The organism is Labrenzia sp. 5N (assembly GCF_012395805.1).
Classification (GTDB): Bacteria; Pseudomonadota; Alphaproteobacteria; order Rhizobiales; family Stappiaceae; genus Roseibium; species Roseibium algicola.
On the sequence record NZ_JAAZTM010000004.1, the window covers coordinates 869393 to 890176 of the forward strand.

Here is a 20784-nt window from a genome sequence, read left to right on the forward strand (position 1 = left end):
TGGCGTTTCAAAGAGGAGCATAGGCGGGCTTGGTTCAAGTTGTGAAGCCGGTGGGCCGAATTTTTAGTTGCCTGACGCCCGGTCAGTCGATCCATACTTAACGGTGCATAGTGGGAGGAGATTGCGCGGCCCGGATTCCTTGCGAATCCGCCGGTCGGCAATGCAAATGGACAAAAAACATGATTTCCAAATCAGCCCTGGATTACCAACCGTTGCCGCTGCCGGACCGGCGAATTTACGACGACAAGGAAATGCTGGCCCGTGCGCAGGACTTTTATGACGATGTGCGCACCCGCCATACGGTTCGCCACTTCTCGGACCGTCCTGTGGACCGTTCCATCATCGAAGCCTGCATCCGCGCTGCCGGAACGGCCCCAAGCGGCGCCAATCACCAGCCATGGCATTTCGTGGCGATTTCCAATGCCGACCTGAAGCACAAGATCCGCCTGGCTGCCGAGGAAGAGGAACGCAAGTTCTATGATGGCGGTGCGGGCGACGAATGGATCAAGGCACTGGAGCCCATCGGCACCGACGCGGACAAGCCGCATCTGGACATCGCCCCATGGCTGATCGTGATTTTCGCGCAGCGCTGGGGCACCTTCGACGACGGCACCCGCTACAAGCACTACTACGTGCCCGAAAGTGTCGGCATCGCCACCGGCCTCCTGATCACCGCACTTCACCATGCGGGGCTTTCAACCCTGACGCACACGCCCAACCCGATGAAATTCCTCAACGGGATCCTGAACCGCCCGGAAGCGGAAAAGCCGGTCATGATCCTGGCCGTCGGCCATCCCGCGGAAGACGCCACGGTACCGGCTGTCGCCAAGATCAAGAAGCCGCTGGAAGAGATCCTGAGCGTGTTCGAGGACCAGGAATAGCTTCAGAACCAAGTGCGTTTCCAGCGCGTCACCCCGGGCGGACAGCGCGAAGCCCGGGGCTTACTCACCCGCAATACACGGCGATCACCCCGTCACATGTGTCGGGGCAGCGCTGACATTGGCCTTTATCTTCTCCAGCAGTTCCTTGCGGTCCGGACTGCCGTCGGCGGCGTAGTTGAGGTTCTTGAAGAGCGATGTCTGTTCGGTGAAAAACTTGCGGACGGCTTCCTTGTCGTCAAAGGCAAAGTCGGTGCGGGCGATCCGGTAGACGAGATCGAAGGTTTCCTGCTGGCGCTTGAGCGGCGCCGACACGTCGACATCGTCAAAGGCATCCTGCTGCAGGTAGACCATGTCGAGGAAGAGCGCCTTCTGCTGAAGGATGAAATCGTCGGTCGAGACGCCCTCTTCACCTGTCACCTGCATCATGCGGGTGATCTCATCACCCTTTCGCAGGAGTTCAATCATCTCCGAAACGCGGGGAACCCAGTCCGGGCCGATATTGTTCTGGTACCAGTCGTTGAGCTGAATGTGATACCGAGACCAGGACAGCAGCGGGTCGACCGCCGGATAGAAGCGCTTGTAGGCCCGTTCGGACGAGAGGCCCAGGAAGGTCTTGACCGTGCCGAGAGTCGACTGGGTGACCGGTTCCTCAAAATTGCCGCCGGCCGGAGACACCGTGCCGATCATGGTGAGACTGCCGGTCTCGCCGCTGGCGGTCCGCAACACTCCAGCGCGTTCGTAGATGCCCTTGATGGCGCTGTCGAGATAGGCGGGAAAGGCTTCCTCTCCCGGAATTTCCTCCAGCCGGCCGGAGGTCTCACGCATGGCCTGGGCCCAGCGGGAGGTACTGTCGGCGATCAAGAGCACGTCATAGCCCATCTGCCGGTAATATTCGCCAAGGGTAATGCCGGTGTAGATCGAGGCCTCGCGCGCCGCCACAGGCATTGAAGACGTGTTGCAGATGATGACCGTACGATCCATGAGCGTGCCGTCTCCGGAAGGATCCGGCTGGTGCGGGAACTCGGTGATCGTTTCGACCACCTCGCCGGCACGCTCACCGCAGGCAACCACAATCACGATATTGACCGCCGAGAAACGCGAAATCAGCGATTGCAGCACCGTCTTGCCCGCACCGAAGGGACCCGGAATGCAGCCCATACCGCCACGGGCGATGGGAAAGAACGTGTCGATCAGGCGCAAGGTGGTGATCAGCGGCTCGCTTGGATAAAGCCGCTCGCTCTGACCGGCCTTGACCAGCCCTTCCGGGATCGCCCGGCGAACCGGCCAGTGCTGGACCATGGTCAGGTCGCGGGTTTCGCCGCGATCGTTCTTGAGCGTTGCCACCACCTCGTTGATGGTGAACGTTCCTTCGCGTATCCGGTCCACTGTCCAGGAACCCGTCGTGACGAAGGGAACCATGATCCGGTGCTCGAACCTGCCTTCCGGAACCGTGCCGAGCGTTTCCCCGGCTTTGACCACGTCACCGGATTTCACCTTGGGTTCAAACGACCATTTGCGGTTCTGGTCGAGAGCGTTGGTGAGCACCCCGCGCGGCAGGAAGAAGCCGTGCTCGGCCGCAATATCGGCCAGCGGGTTCTGCAAGCCGTCAAAAACCGTGCTGAGCAGGCCCGGGCCCAGAGCAACCGACAGCATCTCGCCGCTCTGGATCACCTTGTCACCGACACGCACGCCCGCAGTGCTTTCGAACACCTGCGCTTCAGCGGACTTTCCGCGCACGCGCAGCACTTCGGCCTTCAGGTATTCCCGTGGCTTGCCATCACGTTCGGGACCATGGGGGATAATATAGACCACCTCGTTCTTGATGAGAGGGGCAGAGCCGAGCGGCGACAGTGTGACGAGATCGTCCTGCACGGCGACGATTTCCGCGGTCGGTTCGGGCAACTGAACATGGCTCGTCATGAAGGGGCTCCCTCAAGGGCAGAAGTGAAGTCTGAGAAAAGGTCCGGCCGGCCGGCTTGACTGCCGTCATCCGTCTTGCCGCCAAGGGCTGACACCACGAGCGTGGCCAGACGGGCACGTGCATCTGCCTCGTTGTAGCGTGACCAGCGTTCCACGATCACCCAGCGCAGCACGTAGATCGCAACGGCCTCGAAATCGAATTCATGCAAGTTGCCGTAATGGCCCATCTGCCGGAAGACCTGGGTGAGGACAAGACGTTCCATGGCGATGTGATCGCCCGCCCGCATCAGTTGGTGAGCTTCGCCCACCCACGGCATGAAATGGCCGAGCCCGAAGGCCGGGTCGCTCCAGTTGGCCTTGACCTGTGCGCACCAGCGGCCGAAGCCCCAGTTTTCGATATCTCCAGCGCTTTCCTGTCCATCCCGGCGTCGGCGCAGCGCTGCAATCAGCGTCCGCGTTTCCATGCGTGCCCCGACAAGATGTTGCAGATCCGGATAGGCAGCCAGATCGGCAAGAACCTTGTTTGCCCGCCGGATCACATCGATGTCGCGATCATAACCGGCAACACCGGCCCAGGCCGTCACCTCTACCATCTCGCGCAGCAGGCTCGCATGCGCGGGCTCCAGCATTGACAGCCGCTGCTTCAACCGGAACCCCGAGATCGGCACGTCCTTGCGCGAGAACAGCTTGCCAAGATGGGGCAGGCTGGACACCAGCGCGATATATTGGTGCGGCCGGCTCATGTCAGCGCAGCACCCCTTCCATCACCGCTCTGAGGCGCGGTTGCAGGTGCCGCTTCAACAGTGTCGCGATCGCTTCTTCGGTCAGATCGATGGAAACGTCCCTGTCGGTCAACTTCACCTTGATGCCGTCAAAGCCCGGTGCGGTGGAGAAGGTGACCCCTTGCCGCAACACTTCGCCCGCAAGCGCAATCACGAAGTGGGTGAGGGTTCCCGGCTCGACCGCCTCGGGCGATTGCTTCAACTCCTCGAAGGTGACGACCTTCTCCGGCAGGACGATCTCCATCGGCTCAGCGTCGCTGACCGACGCATTGTCCTTTGCGTTGGCGGCCATCGCCAGAATGAGGTTTTTCAGGAATTCCTGGTCGGCAAGTGTGGTTGCCACCAGCCGGCCGGCTTCCTGCTGAATGCGGTCGCCCAGCTCATTGCGCAGGCTGAGGACAAGATCGCGCGCGGCAACCTTCAGCCCGTCTTCCGTCGCCGCCTTTTCCCTGGCTGCTTCCGCTCTTGCATCAGCCAGCAGACTGTCCGCCTTCTGCCTTGCTTCCTCAACGATGGTTTCCGCCTTTTCCCTGGCCTTGGCCAGGATGGCATCCCCCTCCGACTGGCCCGCGGCCACGCCTTCGGACTTCAGCCGTTCGATAAGCGCCTGGACACCGGCACCTGCGGCGTTCTCCAGGTCGTCTGCTGCGTCATGTTTGGACATTGCCGCCTCCTGTTCCTTCTGGCCCTAAGCGGGGATCGAGCCGGACAGGACCAGCGCGAAGACGAGAGCAAAGACCGAAAAGCCTTCCAGCACCGCCGCCGGTGCGAGGGAAATGCCGAAGATTTCCGGCTTGGCCTTGGAAGCATGAATGGCCGAGGCGAGCACCTCGCCCTGGCGAATGCCGGTGTAGAGCATGGTGACGCCGGACAGGAGGCCGATGCCGAAAAGCGCGGCGCCATTGGCTGCATCAATGGTGGGCTGCTGCAACGAGAACATGATCACGATGCCGTAGATCACCTGGGACGACGGCATCAGCGAAACACCGATGAACCGGCCATAACCACCGTCGCTGTCCAGCATGGCGCCGATCGCGGCACTGCCGCCAAGGGCGCAGCCCCAGGCACTGCCGATGGCGCCGAGGGCGACCGGCGCGAACAGCCCAAACCAGCCGAGAGCCACAACGAATTCGTTCACAGGCGTGTCTCCTCTTTCTTGAACGGACGGAAAGGCGTGCCCTCGTCCTTCAAACCCCAATTGAAAAATTCAATGACATTCAACCGCAGGCCATGCACGCAGCCGGCGATCAGCCCCAGCCCGATATTGATGGCGTGCCCGAGCACGAGAACCGCGATGGCGATCAGCAGACCGACGCCAGGAACCGCGTGGTTGAGCTGGCCCGAGAGCGAATTGATGGTTTCGGCAAGCGACGCTGCCGCAAGCCCCAGCGCAAACAGGCGCATGTAGCTGAGAACATCAGAGAAAATGTTGACGATACGGGCCAGCGAGGCGAGGCCATCGAAGACCCTGAGGCCGCCGGTCTTGAGCGATGTCACCTTGCGGTCGCTGCCGAAGATGCCGACCAAGAGGAGGCCAGCAACCACCGCGACCGGGCCGGCAACCGCAATGGAAGTGCCCTGCCCCAGAAACGTTGCCAGGCCACCGAGTGCCACCAGACACCAGCCGACAGGCTGCAAGCGACCGCTCAGGCTCGTTTCATGCCAGGCGCGCATCAGGTTGGCGATGACGATATGGGTCACGCCGATGGTCAGCGTGATCTTCATCATCGTGTCGACGTCCTTCAGATGCAGAACCTTCAGGCGCGCGAGAAACGTGCCTTCGGGAGGCGCAACACCGAAGTAGCTGCCCGTTGCCACGCCGAAGGCCGCCGTCGAGATCATGAGCCAGACGGACATCCGGAACATGCGCCGGCCCAACGCCGAACCTTTGAAGCGCGCCCGGAACAGGTACAACAGCAGCAGAAGAAGCAGGCCATAGCCCGCGTCCGTCATGATCATGCCGAAGAAGATCACGAAGGAAACATAGACGATTGCCGAAGGGTCCCACCCTCTGTAGCCGGGGGTCTGATAGAATTCGACCAGATCCTCTCCCGCTTCCAGCGCCGGGCTGTTGTCGAGAAGCGTGGGCGGCGCATCGGCCTCTTCGACATCCGTCACCAGCAGGGCGATGCCGAGACTGTCCGAAAGCGTGCGGACCTCCGCGACCTGGTCCCGCCGCGCCCAGGCCTGAAGCACGAAGACCTGTTCGGTGTCCGCTGTTTCGAGCGACGCCCTGTGGCGGGCGGAATGGTCGCGGGCGGCGGCAAGGTTCTGTGCCAGCACGAACCGCCATTTGGTGAGAGCCTGACGCTGCAGTTCCAGCTCTTCCAGTTGGATGGTCGCATCTTCATGTTGACGCCGAAGCACCGAGAGCGCCTCGGCCCCCACGTGAACGCGCGGCACCGGCATGGCATTTGCCGCCGGTTCTTCCGGAGAAAGCAACACGATGTAGCTGCGGTACTTGTCGCGGTGGACGATCTCCAGGATCTTGTCGGAAGGATCGATCAGCTTGATCTTGGCGTTGGGCACCACGTAGAACCACAGCCGGTGCTCGCCGATTTCGGCCAGGTCGGAAAAGCTGAATTCGCCCCAGGGCTCCACATCCTGAATGCGCTGGTCAAGGCGCGCCACCCGGTCTTCGCAGTCACGAAGCGCCTTGCGGTTGGCAAGCGTCTTTTCGACCACCTTTTCCAGGTCGAAGTCGTCAAGATGGGTGACAGGACGACGCTGCGCCTTGCTATCCATGAGCCAGCGCAGGGCTTCGCTCGCCTCGCGCCCCCGGCCTGCGGGAACGGCTTCCAGTTCCTTTTGTGCCGAAGTCAGGGGGATCAGATGCAGGGCACCGAATTCCTGCGTGGCTTCCAGCACCTTGTCCTTGTCCTCAAGGATGCCGACCAGATTCACCTTGACGAGCGGGACGATGGTCATAGTTCGGCCACCGAGGTTTCGGCGCCGCGCGCTGCCGTTTTGCGTTTGGAGATCTTGGCACGGACCACGGCATCGCGTTCCGCGTCCGCCAGGGCCATGCGAATTTTCTTGATGTTGCGTTCCGCCTGCGGGATCAGCACCTTTTCGAACAGGTTGACCCGGCGAGAGATAACCGCTTCGGCCTCGATCAGCCGGGCAATACGCTCCTTGGCGATCTCCCGTTCCTTATTGAGCCGCAACAGTTCCTGCATGCCTGCGACATAGGGGTCGACCCAATGCGGGCGCGCCAGACGGGAATAGGGTTTCGTCTCGACCTCGATATCCTCCAGGACCGGCAACCGGGTGCCGGAGAGGTTCTGCTCGCCGACGACGGCCTGCTTCAGCACCACGAGCCCTTCCAGCGGGACATGCTTGTTGGCCATCATTGGAAGAGACCGCGCAAGAGCGTTGAAACGCTCCTCATACTCCGCCTCCAGGCGGACGGCTGCTTCCTTGGCCTTGGCGCGCTCGGCCATGATCTGGAGCCTCTTCAGCTCAAGAGACGGCAGGAAGCGCTTGTATTCCGAGAGCTGTCCGCTTTCCCGGGCCAGAGACGACTTGTTGAGGGCCAGCCTTGCCATCAGGCAGCCTCCTCGTCAGACGCTCCGCCGGCAGGTTTGCTTTTCGGGAAATACTTGTCGATCAGCCCCTGTTTCATCAGCAGCTGTTCCGGCTGGAAGCATTCGGCAAGCGTCTGCCAACACAGGTCGAGCGCCTCCTCCAGGGGCATTGCGACATTGATATCCATGAAACGCCGCCGGAAAAGGCCGCCAAACTTCAGAAGCTGGTGGTCGTATTCCGACAATTCGAACGCCATGGACTGCTTCTGCTCCGCATCGCGTGCGCCGGAATAAAAGCGGATCATGGTGTTCATGATCTGGTTGTGATCCTCACGCGTCACTTTGCCGATCACATGCTGTTTCAAACGTGACAGCGAGCCGAAGGGATCCAGAACGCCGCTGTGCAGATAGAACTGGCCTTCGGTGATGTAGCCGGTGTTGTCCGGCACCGGATGGGTGACGTCATTGCCCGGCATTGTCGTGACCGTAAGGATGGTGACCGAGCCTGAGCCCTTGAAATCGCAGGCCTTTTCGTAACGTCGGGCCAGCTGGGAATAAAGATCGCCCGGATAGCCCCGGTTGGCGGGCACCCGCTCCATCGCAATGGAGACTTCCTTCATGGCATCTGCGAAGGCGGTCATGTCGGTGAGCAGCACCAGAACGCGCTTGCCTTCCTCAACGGCGAATTTTTCCGCAACCGCAAGGGCCATGTCCGGAACCTGCAGGCGCTCGACCACCGGATCGGACGCCTGGTTGATGAACATGACCGTGCGCGGGAAAACGCCCGCATCCTCGAACTGCTGCCGAAAAAAGGCATAGTCGTCGAAGATCAGCCCGAGGCCGCCGAACACCACGATATCGGCGTCAGCCTGGATGCCGATACGTGCCAGAAACGGGTTATAGGGTTCGCCGGAAACCGAGAAGATCGGGATCTTCTGACTTTCCACGAGGCAGTTGAAGATATCGATCATCGGCACATCTGTGCGGATCATGCGCGAGGCGAGCACGCGCTTCATCGGGTTGGCGGACGGTCCACCGATCGGGACGGAAGGGTCGCTGGACAGATCCGGGCCCCGGTCAATCGGCTGCCCCGCGCCGTCGAACACACGGCCCAGGATATTGTCGGAATAGGTGACCTTGGCCGGCTCACCCAGAAAGCGTACGGACGAATTGTTGGCGAGGCCCTTGGTGCCGGAATTGACCTGCAGCGAAACCATGTCCCGGTCGATGTTGATGACCTGTGCGAGAGACGTCGCACCATCGCCTGAATCGACCAGTGCCAGATCACCCAGGCACGGGCGCCCCTCCGACTCGCTCTTCGTCGAAGACACCTGAATGCGAATGATATCGCCAACGATATCGACAATCCGTGTGTGGGAGACCAGCATTAACGCCCCCTTGGGAAGGAAATTAACTCACATCGGGCCAAACCCGTTCTGCTGCAACGCAAACCATCTTAGGCGGGTTTTTCGATCCCACACAACCTGAACTGTTGCCCGGCACCCAACTTGCTTCAACCAAAATGAAGTTAAGAGAGAAATGATTGCGTTCGTATGACTTGCATCAAACTGCTCATGCCAGAGGCAGAAGGCTTACTCCCGCATTGTCGCAACCCCATTTCACTTGCGTTAACGGCGGGTCGACTTCGCTGATCCGCTTTAATTCCGGCATAAGCCCAGGGGGAAAGCAGCATTCAGGAAAACGACCAGTTGCGCTGCACAAATTTAAAGCAACGCTCAATCGATCCACCTGATATTCTACCTATATATTGGAATATCAATTCTCCATTTTCCCGATCATTCTTCAAGATCGCTTCTTTTTCACGATCACTCGCCTTCCCGCCAATATTGTTCTTCAGTCATCTGAATTTTTTCCCAAGAGGAAGATTTTTAAGCATGCGCAAAACCACCCGGATAGGTTTAATGCCAGTTGTATTCGCCATTTTTTCTTCACTTTTGTTAAAATGTGATATTTTTTAGGCAAAGCGCTTTGAAATTTCCCGACATCCGGTTGCACAACCTATGCCGGTAACCCGGTCGCATTGCTGGCGGCCTTGGAGGAAAAGTTGACGGACCAAGTGACTGATCACGCCCTGGAACTGCCTTCATCGTCCAATTCATCCAAGAAATCCCAAACAGGCCGGCACGCCAATGGCGCGGATAGCGCGGCGAAAAGACCCGAGGACCGCAGCCCTCCGGTACGCAGCGACATCGGCACGATCCTCCTGCACTGGACGCTGGTTATCGCGATCGTCACCAGCCTGCTGACGGGCATGCGTCTGTCGGCGGATGCGGAACACGCCTGGTTCTCCAAACTTTTCGAACCGATCCTGCCACAGGGTGAAATCTGGACCTGGCACTATGTGTCGGCGATATTCGTTCTGGCGGTTATCTTTGCCTATGCGGCCTATATGACGCTTGGCCGACTGAAACGGCGCATTTCCTCCAAGAAGTTCGTTGTCCTGACGCTTCCCGCCAGCACCAAGCTGCGCCTGGCCGCGGTCAACGTCATCGCCTACTGGATCCTGTTCGGGGCCGTGCTCACCCTGTCGGCGACGGGCGTCCTGCTTTATATCGGTCATGGTGGCATCTGGGTGACCGTGCATTACACGGCCGCCCTCGTGGTGCTGACCTATATCGTTGCCCATGTGGTGCTGCATTATTGTTATGGCAGCGTTGCACAGTTGCTGCGGCTGTTCCGTCCGCAAGCGCTGCGCCGCTTCCCGGGGATGAGCCGTCACCCGCTGGCCCTGGCGACTGCCCTGGGCGCAATCGTGCTTGTTGGCGCCGTCAGCCTCGATTTCGGCACACGCGACAGCCTTGTCGTGGCCAAGGGCACCACCCTGCCGGAGCTGGACGGCACGCTGGACGATCCGGTCTGGCAGGACGCGACCCCTGTTTTCATCCGGACACAGCAAGGCTCGAACCTGGACGGAACGGGAGAATCCACCGTCGAAGTACGTGCCGTTCAGGTGGGGGACAAGATCGCGTTTGCCTTCCGCTGGGAAGACAAGAACCGGTCGTTGAAGCGGCATCCGCTGATCAAGCGTGAAGACGGCTGGCACATGCTGAACAACCGGGCCGACATTTCCGACGAGACCGCCTATTACGAGGACAAGTTCTCGGTTGCCTTTTCCACCACCGACACCTTTGGTGGCGGCGGTGCCACCCACATGGGCCCGAAGCCTCTGAGTGACAAACCAGGCGCTTTCAATTACCGCGGCCTGCACTATACGACCGATGGCAGCCTGGTGGACGTGTGGCAATGGAAAGCGGCGCGCGGCGGCATGCTGGGGCGCGTCGACGACATGCACTTCGCAACACCCGTGGAACCGAACGAAGCCCAGGCTGCCGGCAAGAGCCGCTACAGCGCCGGCTACAATCCCGACGAAGGCAAGGCATTCTACGTCTACAATTACATCGGCGATCCCGTGACCCATTATCATGGGACGGTCGGCGTGCACCGGCTTCCGATCGACCACAAGAAAATGACGTCGTTGATGGGCACCATCGATCTGTCCACCGAAGCGATCGAAGACGAGGGGTCGCAGTGGTGGATGTTCGAAAACGAAAGCGTGCCGTACTCGCCGGAAAAGGACGCGGAAATCCCGGTCGGAACGGTCATTCCAGGTGTCCTCATCCAGGGTGAATATTCCGGCAGCCGGGCAGATCTGCTGGGTGGATCCAGATGGCAGGACGGCCACTGGACACTTGAAGTTGTCCGGAACATGGATACCGGCCAGAGCCAGGACCTTGCCATGAGGGATGGTCTCTTCATGTGGGTCTCGGCGTTTGACCACAACCAGACGCGCCACACCCGCCATTCCCGTCCCGTACGGCTGACCTTCAATTGAGGCCTGCCCTTCCCGCCTTTCCTGTCTTTTCCGGACGTTTCTTTCAACGGATGTAATCACCCATGTCGAAAAGCACCTGTACGGTCACCATCAACGGGAAGGCCATCAAGGCCAATGTCGGCGACACGCTGATCGACGCCGGACTCGGTGGACGCCTCGTCATCCCGCACGACTGCTGTTCCGGCCAATGCGAAACCTGCCGGGTCCGCGTTTTGAGCGGGCAGATCGACGACATGGGCACCCGGGAAAAGGACACCGTGCTCGGATGCCTTTCCGTCCTGGAAGGCGATGCCGAGATCGCCTATGACCCGGTGCCGCTGGTGAAGACCACGAAGGGAACGGTGGAAAGCATTCGGCCGATCAAGGACGGATACCTGGAAGTTCGGGTCAAGACGGCGCGGCCTGTGCCCTGGCTGCCAGGGCAGTATCTGCGCGCGACCTTTGCAGGATATCCGCCGCGCGACTACAGCCCGACAACTCCGCTCAACCTGGATGCGGAAGAGAATGTCCTTGTGTTTCACATCAAGGTCTACCCGGACAGCATCGTATCGTCGAAGCTGGGCAAGGAAATTGCCAAGGGACATGCCGTCAAGCTGCGTGGCCCGTTCGGCAATGCGTTTTTGCGACGGCAGCAGAACCCGATCCTGCTCACCTCGACCGGAACCGGGTTCGCACCGATCTGGTCGATTGCCGTTGCAGCGAGCCTGGGCCAGACCGGCCGTGAAATCCGCATCATTGCCGGGTCGAGAACCCGGGACGGGATCTACATGCGCGACGCGGTTCGCTGGCTGCAAGCCCGGGGCATTCCGATCACCCTGACGGCAGGCGATGGCGACGACGAAACGGTGCGCAAGGCGCGCCCGCATGAACTGGTCGGACAACTTACGCCCGATCACGTCGTCTATTCGGCCGGTGCGCCGTCACATGTCGACGCCATGCGGGAGATCGCGCTAGGCGCAGGGGCAACCTTCTACGCTGATCCGTTTTTTGTGGCGGAAGAAGAGAGCGGCCTGCTGGCCCTTGCTGGAAACCTTATCCGAAAGGCATCCGCTCCCTTTACCTCGGCTTCCGCAGACTGACACCAGGGCGCTACACCAGCCTCTCCTGAGAGCGAGCGGTCTTGCCGGACTATTGCGCCGCGGTTGTCAGAGACCGTTCGCCGGCATAGATCAGCTCTTCGGTGCTGGCGACAGGCATGGGTCTACCCAGATAGTAGCCCTGCGCTTCCGTGCAGCCGATTTCGGTCAGCATGTCGAGAAGCTGCTTGGTCTCCACACCTTCGGCGGTGGTGGTCATGTTGAGATTGTTGGCCAGTTCGATGACCGCTTTCACGATGGAAATGGAATCGTCCGAATAGGCCATCGACCGAACGAAGGACTGGTCGATCTTGATCTTGTCGAACGGGAACCGGCGCAGGTAGCTGAGCGAGGAATAGCCGGTTCCGAAATCGTCCATGGACACTTTCACGCCCAGCGACTTGGCCTGGCGCAGCGAATCCAGAACATCTTCTGAATCTGTCAGAAGCACGCTTTCGGTCACTTCCAGTTCGAGACGGTCGGCCTTGAGACCCGTTTGGGTCAGGGCATCGATCAGCACCGGACCAAATGCGTGGCCGCGCAGCTGCCGGGGTGACAGGTTGACCGCGATCCTGAGGTGGTCCGGCCAATTGGACGCGATCCGGCATGCTTCCTTCAATACCCATTCGCCCAACTGGATGATCAGGCCGGTATCTTCGGCAAGCGGAATGAAATCAGCCGGAGAAACCATGCCCCGTGTCGGATGGTTCCAGCGCACCAGCGCCTCGAAGCCGGACACCCGGTCGTCCACGAGCGTGTATTGCGGCTGGAAATAAAGCTCCAGTTCGCCATTGGCGACCGCGGTCCTGAGGTCGGTGATAAGCTCTCGCCGGTCGTTCACGGCCGTGCCCATGTCCTTTTCAAAGAAGCGGTAGGTATTGCGACCGTCTTCCTTGGCCCGGTAGAGCGCAAGGTCCGCCTGCTTGAACAGTTCGTCGCCTGCAGTGCCGTCGGCCCTGGCAATTGTGATGCCGATGCTGACGCCGATTACGAGTTCATGATCCGTGATCTGGAACGGCTGGGAAATCTCCCAGATGACCGACTGCGCCAGTTCCTCGACATCAGCAAGCCTGCACGGCAGACCGGTGAGGATCGCAAATTCGTCGCCGCCAAGGCGGACGACAACGTCCTTTCGGCCGATGAGGGCGCGCAGACGCTCCGCCACCTGCCGCAAGAGCTCATCGCCAATCGGGTGCCCAAGGCTGTCGTTGACCGTTTTGAACTCGTCCAGATCGAGGCACAGAATGGCGAACTCGCCCCCCTTGACCAGTTGCTGGTTCAACAGCATGTCCAGCTGGTCCCGGAATTCGATGCGGTTCGGCAGCTGTGTCAGAAGGTCGTGACGCGCCAGGAACGCCAGCCGGTCACGGGCTTCCTGCCGCTCGGTGATGTCTTCGGATATCGCCACCCAACCACCTTCCGCCAGCGGCTGGCGGGTGGTCAGAACGATACGGCCCGAGCGGATCTTCACCATTTCGGTGCTTTGCGAGCCACCTGAATACCTGTGATCTCCCATCCGGGAATCGTGCAGAGCCATGTCACCGGTTTCAACGGCATCAACTTTCTGCAGCGTTGCGAGCTGAGCAGCCGTCATACCCGACTTTATCCTGCCCGGCTCGACTTCGAACAATTCGGCGTAGCGCTGGTTCGAAACAATCAACCTTCCATCGACGTCAAACATGCACAGACCGTGCGACATGTTGTTGAGAGCAGCATCAAAGAGGACGTTCTGCTCGCGCAACTGGGCTTCCTGAGAGCGCAGGATGGAGTTCTTTTCGTGCACGCGTTCGCGCAAGGCGTCGCGTTCCTTGACGGATCGCTGCAAGGAAACGACCGATCTGGCGATGTCGCCAACTTCGTCCAGCCGCTCGGTTCCAACCACCTTGCTTTCGAAGTCGCCCGCTGCAATGCCGGTCAATACGCGCGTGATCTTGGTCAGCGGCCGGGTAATCTGCCGCGACATGAGAAAGGCGACTGCAGCAAAAGCCACCAGCGCGATCAGTCCGAACAGGAACAGCCGCCGGAGCAGCTTTGCTTCTTCTTCGGTGCCGATGCGGGTCAGTTTGTTCTGGATTTCGGTCAGCGCCGCGATGGGGGTCAGCGCACAAACAGTCATGGGAACGACAGGAACACCGCATTCGATGACATGCTCACCGTCCAGGGTGATGTTCGGCGTTTCTTTCGAGCGGGTGAGATCCGAATAGTTTCCGGTGAAATTCGCCGTGGAAATGATCTGATCGTCGAAAACGATCGCCATTTCAAAGGAATTGATTTTTGCCAGATCCGCCAGGAGCGGCTCTTCCGGCCGCAGCCAACGTTGCGCGACAAGTCCGCCGATCACATAGCCGAAATCATCGAAAACCGGGACAAACGCGATCTGAGACACTTCATTGACCCGATCGCCCGGCACGAAGACACCCGTTTCGGATTTGGGCAAGACACCGGAATAGGTCAGCTTCTCTCCCGGGAAGCTGTCTTTCAGCGACTTGGCGACCTCGTTGAAGAAGCTCAGACCCTGCATCTTGGACCCCAGTTCGACGAGGTCCGCAGAATAGGAGGAGGCGCCGATAACATGGCCTTCCTCATCCAGAACGACGATGCCGTCCACATCCGCCAGCTTCGCGGCCGGGCCGAGCAGTTCCGACATGGCCACGACATTGCGTGACTCAACGGCCTTGGCGGTATCCACCCTCTCCGACAACGCATTTATCCGACGAAGCCTGTCCTGAAACAGGAACTCCATACGGGTCCCGGCAAGCTTCACGTCGGCGGACAGGGTTTCCACAAGACGCGCGCGGGAAAGCTCCAGAAGCTCGGCCTCCTGACGCTGCATGCTGTCTTCAAGCTGGAAAGCCACCAGTCCGATAAGACCGGCAAATGCACACACCGCCGTGAAAACGGCGCCGTATGTATAATGCCAGAGAAGGGACGAGTGACGGATCATGTGGACCAATTGGGTTATCTACCGACGGGTACGCCACCGTAGTTACTGATCAATGTGTGAGCCTGACCCGACTGGGCGTAGTCGATGAAGGCCTTCATCTCATCGTCCAGCGTGCCTTCCTTGTAGATCAAGGCGAGGGTTACCGAACTCGGGTACCCCGGATCAGTCGGATGGTGACCATCGATCTTGAGGACCGACAGTCCGTCTTCAAGCGGCTTCGAATAAGGACCGAAAGCAATCGCGCCTTCGACTTCGCGCGCGCTGGAAATTGCTTCCTGGGTGGTAAGGGCCGTTTTCGAGCGCGGCGAGAACTCCATATCCGCCCAGCCCGGCATCGACGATTTCAAAACCTGCAAGGTGCTGTCCGCGTCTTCGCGGCGGACGAGGCGGACACGCAGATCGGCACCGCCCAATTCGGACCAATTGACTATTTCACCGGAATACAGCTTGACCAGTTCTTCGCTGGTCAAAGCATCGATACCGGTAGACGGGTGCGTGAAGATTGCGCTGGGTATTTTTGCAATCGGCAGATAAACGAGGCCGAATTCCACCTCACTGTCCTTCAGGGGACGCGCGACCCGGCCCAGGCGCTCCGTGCCGGAGCTGACGGCGGCTATACCGCCACCCGAGCCAATGCTCGGTGGAATTTCAAGATTGATATCGGGACGATTCTCGACAAAGCCCGCACCAATTTCCTGAAGCATTTCAAGGCCATCACCCGTGCCTACTACTTTTAGCGGGCCCTGTGCCGACGAAACTTCAGTGTGTAAGAAAAAAGTGCAAAGGGACAATGCCAAGGCAAAAGCCAAACTACGCATTTTTATCACCCAAAAATTGACGGTACTATCTAGAGTGACATATTCAAGTTAATTAAACGCTAAACCCCCGCGATAAATGACAATAAATGTGTAGTCTAATTAAAGTAATGAAATAAAAGCAAAATAATCCTGAAATTAAAATTCGATCTGATTTGGGCAATATTTTCCTAGTAGGAATAATTTACCGACTTAGCAAATTTGTTCACCCAATAAATTGACCGGTAAACATGACCTGACTACCACCAAGAAAGATGTATTCGATACAACCTTAGATTTTCTTTTCGCACAAACATCAAGTTGCATGATTTATGCTGCAGGGTAGATTCACTGCTGATCAACGCTTACATCGAATTCGGGTAGCGAGAAAATTTACAACCTCATGCTTGCGCAAAACTTGCCGATTGGATTTTCGACCCTGTCAGCAGTGGGCAACAGGGCCGCTATTCAACAAACCAGCGGCGCGGCGCTGGCCCTCACTATCAGCTCTACATCAACCATCACCGGTTCCATCGCGACGTCTGCCTTGGTGTGCGCAACGTCAATACAATCCAGCAGGAGGGAAACTGCCCTGGCACCAAGCGCGCGCCGGTCCTGCCGTATGGTTGTAAGTGCCGGGACATAAAACTCCGACAGCTCGATATCATCGAACCCGACGACGGAAATATCTTCCGGAACGCGGACACCGTTTGCGGTCAGGGTCGAAATCAGCCCGAAGGCAACCTGGTCCGACGCACAGAAAACCGCTGTTGGCCGATCGTTCATCTCCAGGATCCTCTCACCGGCCATCCGGCCGGATTCCAGGGAAAAGTCGCCCCGGATGATCCATTCCTCACGGGCAGGCAGCTCCAGCCTTGCACGTTCGGCCAGCATGCCTTCGCGCCGGGCATGCGTCAGAACATTTTCCTGCGGACCTGTGATATGGGCAATCTTGCGATGGCCAAGGTCATACAGGTGCCGGACGGCCAGTTGCGCCCCGCGAACGTTGTCACTGCGCACGGAAGGCAACGCGACGTCGTGCGCCCATTCACACGCAAAGACGATCTTGCCGGAGACGCCGTTGTCTTCGAACAGCTGCAATTCCTGGTGGGAGATTGCTCCGTCCAGACAGATCATGCCGTCGATCTGGGCGTCCAGAAAGTAGTCGACCACGTGTTTACCACTCGTGGCATGGTCCTTGGTATCGGCGATCAGGACGGAATAGTCACGGTTGCCGAAGGAGGCACTTATCCCGGCCAGGATCTGGGAAAAGAACGGATTGCCGAGGTTTGGCACCAGAACCAGGATGGCTCCGGCCTGCTGGGTGCGCAGGTTACGCGCTGCCCGGTTGACCCGGTAACCGGTAGAGCGGATCGCCGCGAAGACGATGTCGCGGGTTGCCTCTGTCAAAAGTTCAGGATTGCTCAGCGCCCGGCTGACTGTTGCGGTCGATACGCCCGCCTCTTTGGCAACATCCTGAATTCGTGCTATTTTCTGGGCCAAGGCCTTCTCCGGTATTTCTCTTTTTTGAGCCTGGGCGCCTGCCGCCATGACGGCGGGTTCGTCCTCGAAACTGTCTGATCCGACATTCCGGGTTGACACAAGACCGTTTCCCGAGAATGATGAATGTAATCGATTACATATAGCATACAATAAAATGTAATCGATTACAAAATGCGGTGGAGGCCGCATGGTGAGGACAATCGGACAGTTCACGTTCGATGGGAGGAAATGATGAAAGCACTACGTGCAGTTTTTGCAGCAACGACCGCCCTTTGTGCAGCAACGGCCGCGAATGCGACCGACCTGGAAGTTACCCACTGGTGGACTTCAGGCGGCGAAGCGGCTGCGGTTGCCGAATTCGCAAAGGCATTTGACGCGACCGGCAACAAGTGGGTTGACGGTGCCATTGCCGGTTCCGGCGGCACAGCCCGCCCGATCATGATCAGCCGTATCACCGGTGGCGACCCGATGGGCGCAACGCAGTTCAACCATGGCCGCCAGGCAGAGGAACTGGTGGAAGCCGGCCTGATGCGCGACCTCACGGACATTGCAGAGGAAGGCAACTGGAAAGAAGTCATCCATCCCTCCAGTCTGCTCGACAGCTGCACGCTGGATGGCCGCATCTATTGCGTTCCGGTCAACATTCATTCGCAGCAGTGGCTCTGGCTGAACAACAAGGTGTTCGAGGACAACGGCCTGGCGGTTCCGACCAACTGGGACGAATACGCTGCCGCAGCACCCAAGCTTCAGGAGGCGGGCATCGTGCCGCTGGCCATGGGGCAGCAGCCCTGGCAGACGACACTGGCGTTCCAGGTGCTTCTCACCGCGCTCGCCGGACCTGAGGCCTATACGAAGATCTTCGGCGAGAAGGATGCAGAGCTTGCCGGCAGCGAGGAAATGGCAAAGGTCTTCCAGGCCGCCGCGACTGCTCGCGACATGTCCAAGGACTCCAACGTCCAGGGCTGGAACGATGCCACCACCATGGTCATCACCGGCAAGGCCGCAGGCCAGATCATGGGTGACTGGGCGCAGGGTGAGTTCCAGGTCGCCAACCAGGTTGCCGGCGAGGACTACACCTGCCTGCCCGGACTTGGCGTCAACGAGGTCATCATGACCGGCGGCGACGCGTTCTACTTCCCGAAAGTGGACGACCCGGCCATCACCGAAGCCCAGGGCGAACTGGCAAAGGTCATGCTTTCCCCCGAAGCCCAGGTTGCCTTCAACCTGAAGAAAGGCTCGCTTCCAGTGCGTGGCGACGTCGATCTGGCGGCTGCAAATGACTGCATGAAGAAGGGCCTCGACATCCTGGCCAAAGGCAATGTCATCCAGTCTCCGGACCAGTTGATGTCCGCCGACAGCCTGACCCAGGTGAACGACCTCTTCGTCGAGTTCTTCAACAACCCGTCCATGACCGCTGAAGACGCACAGTCGATGTTCGCGTCGATCGTCGGCAACGCCGACTAACAGCGGAAAAAGGCCCGCCGCCCGCGCCGCACGGTCCCAACTTTACCGGGACCGCGGCCAGGCGGCGTCCTCCAGCCCTGCGCGCTCCGGCGCGCAGGGAACGCCCGACATCACCCTGGACGTCTCGACAAGGAAGTTTTCGGCATGGCCGCAGCTACGCGCCCCGCAAGGTGGCATCGGAACATCAGCGCCAAGGTGGCCGCGGTTCCGATGATTATCACCGCCGTGGTGGTCTTCATCGGCGGAACCGCCTGGACGGTTCTTTATTCCTTCACCAACTCCAAGCTCCTGCCGCGTGAGAAATTCGTCGGTCTTGCCCAGTACGACCGGCTGTGGAGCAGCAGCAAGTGGCTGATCTCCATCGAGAACCTGGCCATCTACGGAGCTTTCTCGCTGATTTTCTCGCTGCTGATCGGCTTCATGCTGGCGGCCCTGCTCGACCAGAAGATCCGGTTCGAGGACACGTTCAGAACAATCCTGCTCTATCCCTTCGCGCTCAGCTTCATCGTCACGGGTCTTGCCTGGCAGTGGATTCTCAATCCCGACTTCGGCATCCAGCACGTGGTGCGCAGCCTCGGCTGGGAGAGTTTCAATTTCGACCCGCTCTACAATCCCGAGATCGTCATCTATGGCATCCTCATCGCCGGCCTTTGGCAGGGAACCGGGCTGATCATGTGCCTGATGCTGGCGGGTCTTCGGGGGATTGACGAGGACATCTGGAAGGCCGCCAAGATCGACGGCATCCCGATGTGGAAGACCTATCTGTTCATCGTCATTCCGATGATGCGCGGCATCTTCATCACCGCAATCGTGCTGATCGCCTCCGGCATCATCAAGGTCTACGACCTGGTCGTCGCCCAGACCGGCGGGGGGCCCGGCATCTCCTCCGAAGTTCCGGCCAAATACGTCTATGACGCCATGTTCCTGTCGCAGAACCTCGGCCAGGGCTTTGCCGCTTCCACCATGATGCTGCTGACGGTCGTCATCATCGTCGTTCCCTGGGCCTATCTCGAATTCGGAGGCAAGCGCAAATGACCAAGACGCCCCACCTCCTCAATGGCTCGATGAAATACGATGCCGGCCCGGCCGAAGCCGGCCCCGACCGGGCGCTCCGCCACGGCGACGGCACACCATCCGGCAGCCGGATGGTCGAAGGCCCCGCCGGCCGCAAGCCGCGCAAGGCGCTGTCCCGCAGGAACATCCTGATCTACGGCACGCTGATCGTCGTCTGCCTCTATTACCTGCTGCCGCTTTACGTGATGATCGTCACCTCGTTGAAGGGCATGCCGGAGATCCGGCTTGGCAACATCTTCTCACCACCGGTGGAGATCACCTTCCAGCCCTGGGTGAAGGCCTGGGCGGAAGCCTGCACCGGCCTCAACTGCGATGGCCTGTCACGCGGCTTCTTCAATTCGGTCAAGATCCTGATCCCGTCCGTAATCCTGTCGATCGCGATTGCCTCGGTAAACGGATATGCGCTTGCCAACTGGCGCTTCAAGGGCTCGGAAACCTTCTTCACGATCCTGATCGTCGGGGCCTTCATTCCCTACCAGGTGATGATCTATCCGATCGTGATCATGCTGCGGGAAATCGGCCTTTACGGCAGCCTGACCGGGCTGGTGATCGTGCACACAATCTTCGGCATGCCGATCCTGACGCTGCTGTTCCGCAACTATTTCGCCTCCGTGCCGCAGGAACTGTTCAAGGCGGCGCGCGTGGACGGGGCCGGGTTCTGGGCGATCTACTTCCAGATCATGGTGCCGATGAGCCTGCCGATCTTCGTTGTCGCCATGATCCTGCAGGTGACCGGCATCTGGAACGACTTCCTGTTCGGCGTGATCTACACCAAGCCGGACCTCTATCCGATGACGGTGCAGCTCAACAACATCGTCAATTCCACGCAAGGGGTGAAGGAATACAACGTCAACATGGCCGCGACCATTCTGACCGGCCTCGTTCCCCTCACCATCTACTTCATCTCCGGAAAACTCTTCGTGCGCGGCATCGCCGCCGGTGCGGTGAAAGGCTAACGAGACGACC

The 20784-nt window shown here is 59.4% G+C and carries 16 protein-coding genes; 6 read left to right on the plus strand and 10 right to left on the minus strand.

The genetic code is table 11. The annotated features are described in order from the left end of the window. The first annotated feature begins 179 nt into the window (after positions 1-179). Positions 180-881, plus strand: a complete 702-nt coding sequence (locus HEP89_RS07040) for a nitroreductase family protein (RefSeq protein WP_022999268.1) — start codon at positions 180-182, stop codon at positions 879-881. 84 nt (positions 882-965) lie between these two features. Here HEP89_RS07040 and HEP89_RS07045 read toward each other — a convergent pair whose 3' ends face one another. From HEP89_RS07045 to HEP89_RS07075, 7 genes are read right to left on the minus strand one after another with little or no spacing between them, the layout of a single operon-like run. Then, positions 966-2801, minus strand: coding sequence for a V-type ATP synthase subunit A (locus tag HEP89_RS07045; RefSeq protein ID WP_022999269.1), 1836 nt, complete (start codon positions 2799-2801; stop codon positions 966-968). Then, on the minus strand, positions 2798-3544 hold the full coding sequence (locus tag HEP89_RS07050) for a hypothetical protein (protein ID WP_168691627.1): 747 nt from the start codon (positions 3542-3544) through the stop codon (positions 2798-2800). The genes HEP89_RS07045 and HEP89_RS07050 overlap by 4 nt, the downstream gene beginning before the upstream one ends. A gap of 1 nt (position 3545) precedes the next feature. Beyond that, complete coding sequence (locus HEP89_RS07055) at positions 3546-4247, minus strand: hypothetical protein (RefSeq protein ID WP_062491117.1); 702 nt, start codon at positions 4245-4247, stop codon at positions 3546-3548. Between the two features lie 24 nt (positions 4248-4271). After that, a complete protein-coding gene (locus HEP89_RS07060; RefSeq protein ID WP_006939055.1) occupies positions 4272-4721 on the minus strand; it encodes an ATP synthase subunit C in 450 nt (149 codons plus the stop codon). Further along, positions 4718-6511: a V-type ATP synthase subunit I gene (locus HEP89_RS07065; RefSeq protein WP_168691628.1), complete on the minus strand. Its 1794-nt coding sequence runs from the start codon at positions 6509-6511 to the stop codon at positions 4718-4720. The genes HEP89_RS07060 and HEP89_RS07065 overlap by 4 nt, the downstream gene beginning before the upstream one ends. After that, entirely contained in the window at positions 6508-7131 is a 624-nt protein-coding gene (locus tag HEP89_RS07070; RefSeq protein ID WP_022999273.1) for a V-type ATP synthase subunit D, read from the minus strand. The genes HEP89_RS07065 and HEP89_RS07070 overlap by 4 nt, the downstream gene beginning before the upstream one ends. Next, the gene (locus HEP89_RS07075; protein ID WP_062491123.1) at positions 7131-8498 is read right to left on the minus strand and encodes a V-type ATP synthase subunit B; all 1368 of its coding nucleotides are present in this window, start codon (positions 8496-8498) and stop codon (positions 7131-7133) included. Before HEP89_RS07075 ends, HEP89_RS07070 begins: the two co-directional genes overlap by 1 nt. Positions 8499-9175: 677 nt before the next feature. Here HEP89_RS07075 and HEP89_RS07080 point away from each other — a divergent pair. Together HEP89_RS07080 and HEP89_RS07085 are read left to right on the plus strand one after the other, a co-directional pair. Then, complete coding sequence (locus HEP89_RS07080) at positions 9176-10963, plus strand: ethylbenzene dehydrogenase-related protein (RefSeq protein WP_286201026.1); 1788 nt, start codon at positions 9176-9178, stop codon at positions 10961-10963. A 62-nt stretch (positions 10964-11025) separates the two neighbouring features. Further along, positions 11026-12042 carry a 2Fe-2S iron-sulfur cluster-binding protein gene (locus tag HEP89_RS07085; RefSeq protein WP_168691630.1) on the plus strand — a complete coding sequence of 339 codons (1017 nt, stop codon included), beginning with the start codon at positions 11026-11028 and terminating at the stop codon, positions 12040-12042. Between the two features lie 49 nt (positions 12043-12091). Here the strand turns inward: HEP89_RS07085 and HEP89_RS07090 are convergent, their stop codons facing one another. The 3 genes from HEP89_RS07090 to HEP89_RS07100 all read right to left on the minus strand — a co-directional run bounded on the left by HEP89_RS07090 (position 12092) and on the right by HEP89_RS07100 (position 17280). Beyond that, a complete protein-coding gene (locus HEP89_RS07090; protein WP_286201032.1) occupies positions 12092-14983 on the minus strand; it encodes an EAL domain-containing protein in 2892 nt (963 codons plus the stop codon). Between the two features lie 14 nt (positions 14984-14997). Next, positions 14998-15792: a substrate-binding domain-containing protein gene (locus tag HEP89_RS07095; protein WP_062491133.1), complete on the minus strand. Its 795-nt coding sequence runs from the start codon at positions 15790-15792 to the stop codon at positions 14998-15000. Positions 15793-16245: 453 nt separating this feature from the next. Further along, positions 16246-17280 carry a LacI family DNA-binding transcriptional regulator gene (locus HEP89_RS07100; RefSeq protein WP_062492048.1) on the minus strand — a complete coding sequence of 345 codons (1035 nt, stop codon included), beginning with the start codon at positions 17278-17280 and terminating at the stop codon, positions 16246-16248. Positions 17281-17508: 228 nt separating this feature from the next. On the opposite strand from HEP89_RS07100, the gene HEP89_RS07105 reads away from it, so the two are divergent. The 3 genes from HEP89_RS07105 to HEP89_RS07115 all read left to right on the plus strand — a co-directional run bounded on the left by HEP89_RS07105 (position 17509) and on the right by HEP89_RS07115 (position 20774). Next, positions 17509-18744: an ABC transporter substrate-binding protein gene (locus HEP89_RS07105; protein ID WP_022999280.1), complete on the plus strand. Its 1236-nt coding sequence runs from the start codon at positions 17509-17511 to the stop codon at positions 18742-18744. A 144-nt stretch (positions 18745-18888) separates the two neighbouring features. Further along, on the plus strand, positions 18889-19779 hold the full coding sequence (locus HEP89_RS07110; RefSeq protein ID WP_055656892.1) for a sugar ABC transporter permease: 891 nt from the start codon (positions 18889-18891) through the stop codon (positions 19777-19779). Positions 19780-19889: 110 nt separating this feature from the next. Further along, positions 19890-20774, plus strand: a complete 885-nt coding sequence (locus HEP89_RS07115) for a carbohydrate ABC transporter permease (RefSeq protein ID WP_031268755.1) — start codon at positions 19890-19892, stop codon at positions 20772-20774. The last annotated feature ends 10 nt before the right edge of the window (positions 20775-20784 follow it).

Bases quoted from the DNA above. Each gene is read 5' to 3' on its own strand.
- HEP89_RS07040 (WP_022999268.1), top strand. From the start codon at position 180: ATGATTTCCAAATCAGCCCTGGATTACCAACCGTTGCCGCTGCCGGAC.
- HEP89_RS07045 (WP_022999269.1), bottom strand. From the start codon at position 2,801: ATGACGAGCCATGTTCAGTTGCCCGAACCGACCGCGGAAATCGTCGCC.
- HEP89_RS07050 (WP_168691627.1), bottom strand. From the start codon at position 3,544: ATGAGCCGGCCGCACCAATATATCGCGCTGGTGTCCAGCCTGCCCCAT.
- HEP89_RS07055 (WP_062491117.1), bottom strand. From the start codon at position 4,247: ATGTCCAAACATGACGCAGCAGACGACCTGGAGAACGCCGCAGGTGCC.
- HEP89_RS07065 (WP_168691628.1), bottom strand. From the start codon at position 6,511: ATGACCATCGTCCCGCTCGTCAAGGTGAATCTGGTCGGCATCCTTGAG.
- HEP89_RS07070 (WP_022999273.1), bottom strand. From the start codon at position 7,131: ATGGCAAGGCTGGCCCTCAACAAGTCGTCTCTGGCCCGGGAAAGCGGA.
- HEP89_RS07075 (WP_062491123.1), bottom strand. From the start codon at position 8,498: ATGCTGGTCTCCCACACACGGATTGTCGATATCGTTGGCGATATCATT.
- HEP89_RS07085 (WP_168691630.1), top strand. From the start codon at position 11,026: ATGTCGAAAAGCACCTGTACGGTCACCATCAACGGGAAGGCCATCAAG.
- HEP89_RS07090 (WP_286201032.1), bottom strand. From the start codon at position 14,983: ATGATCCGTCACTCGTCCCTTCTCTGGCATTATACATACGGCGCCGTT.
- HEP89_RS07105 (WP_022999280.1), top strand. From the start codon at position 17,509: ATGATGAAAGCACTACGTGCAGTTTTTGCAGCAACGACCGCCCTTTGT.
- HEP89_RS07110 (WP_055656892.1), top strand. From the start codon at position 18,889: ATGGCCGCAGCTACGCGCCCCGCAAGGTGGCATCGGAACATCAGCGCC.
- HEP89_RS07115 (WP_031268755.1), top strand. From the start codon at position 19,890: ATGGTCGAAGGCCCCGCCGGCCGCAAGCCGCGCAAGGCGCTGTCCCGC.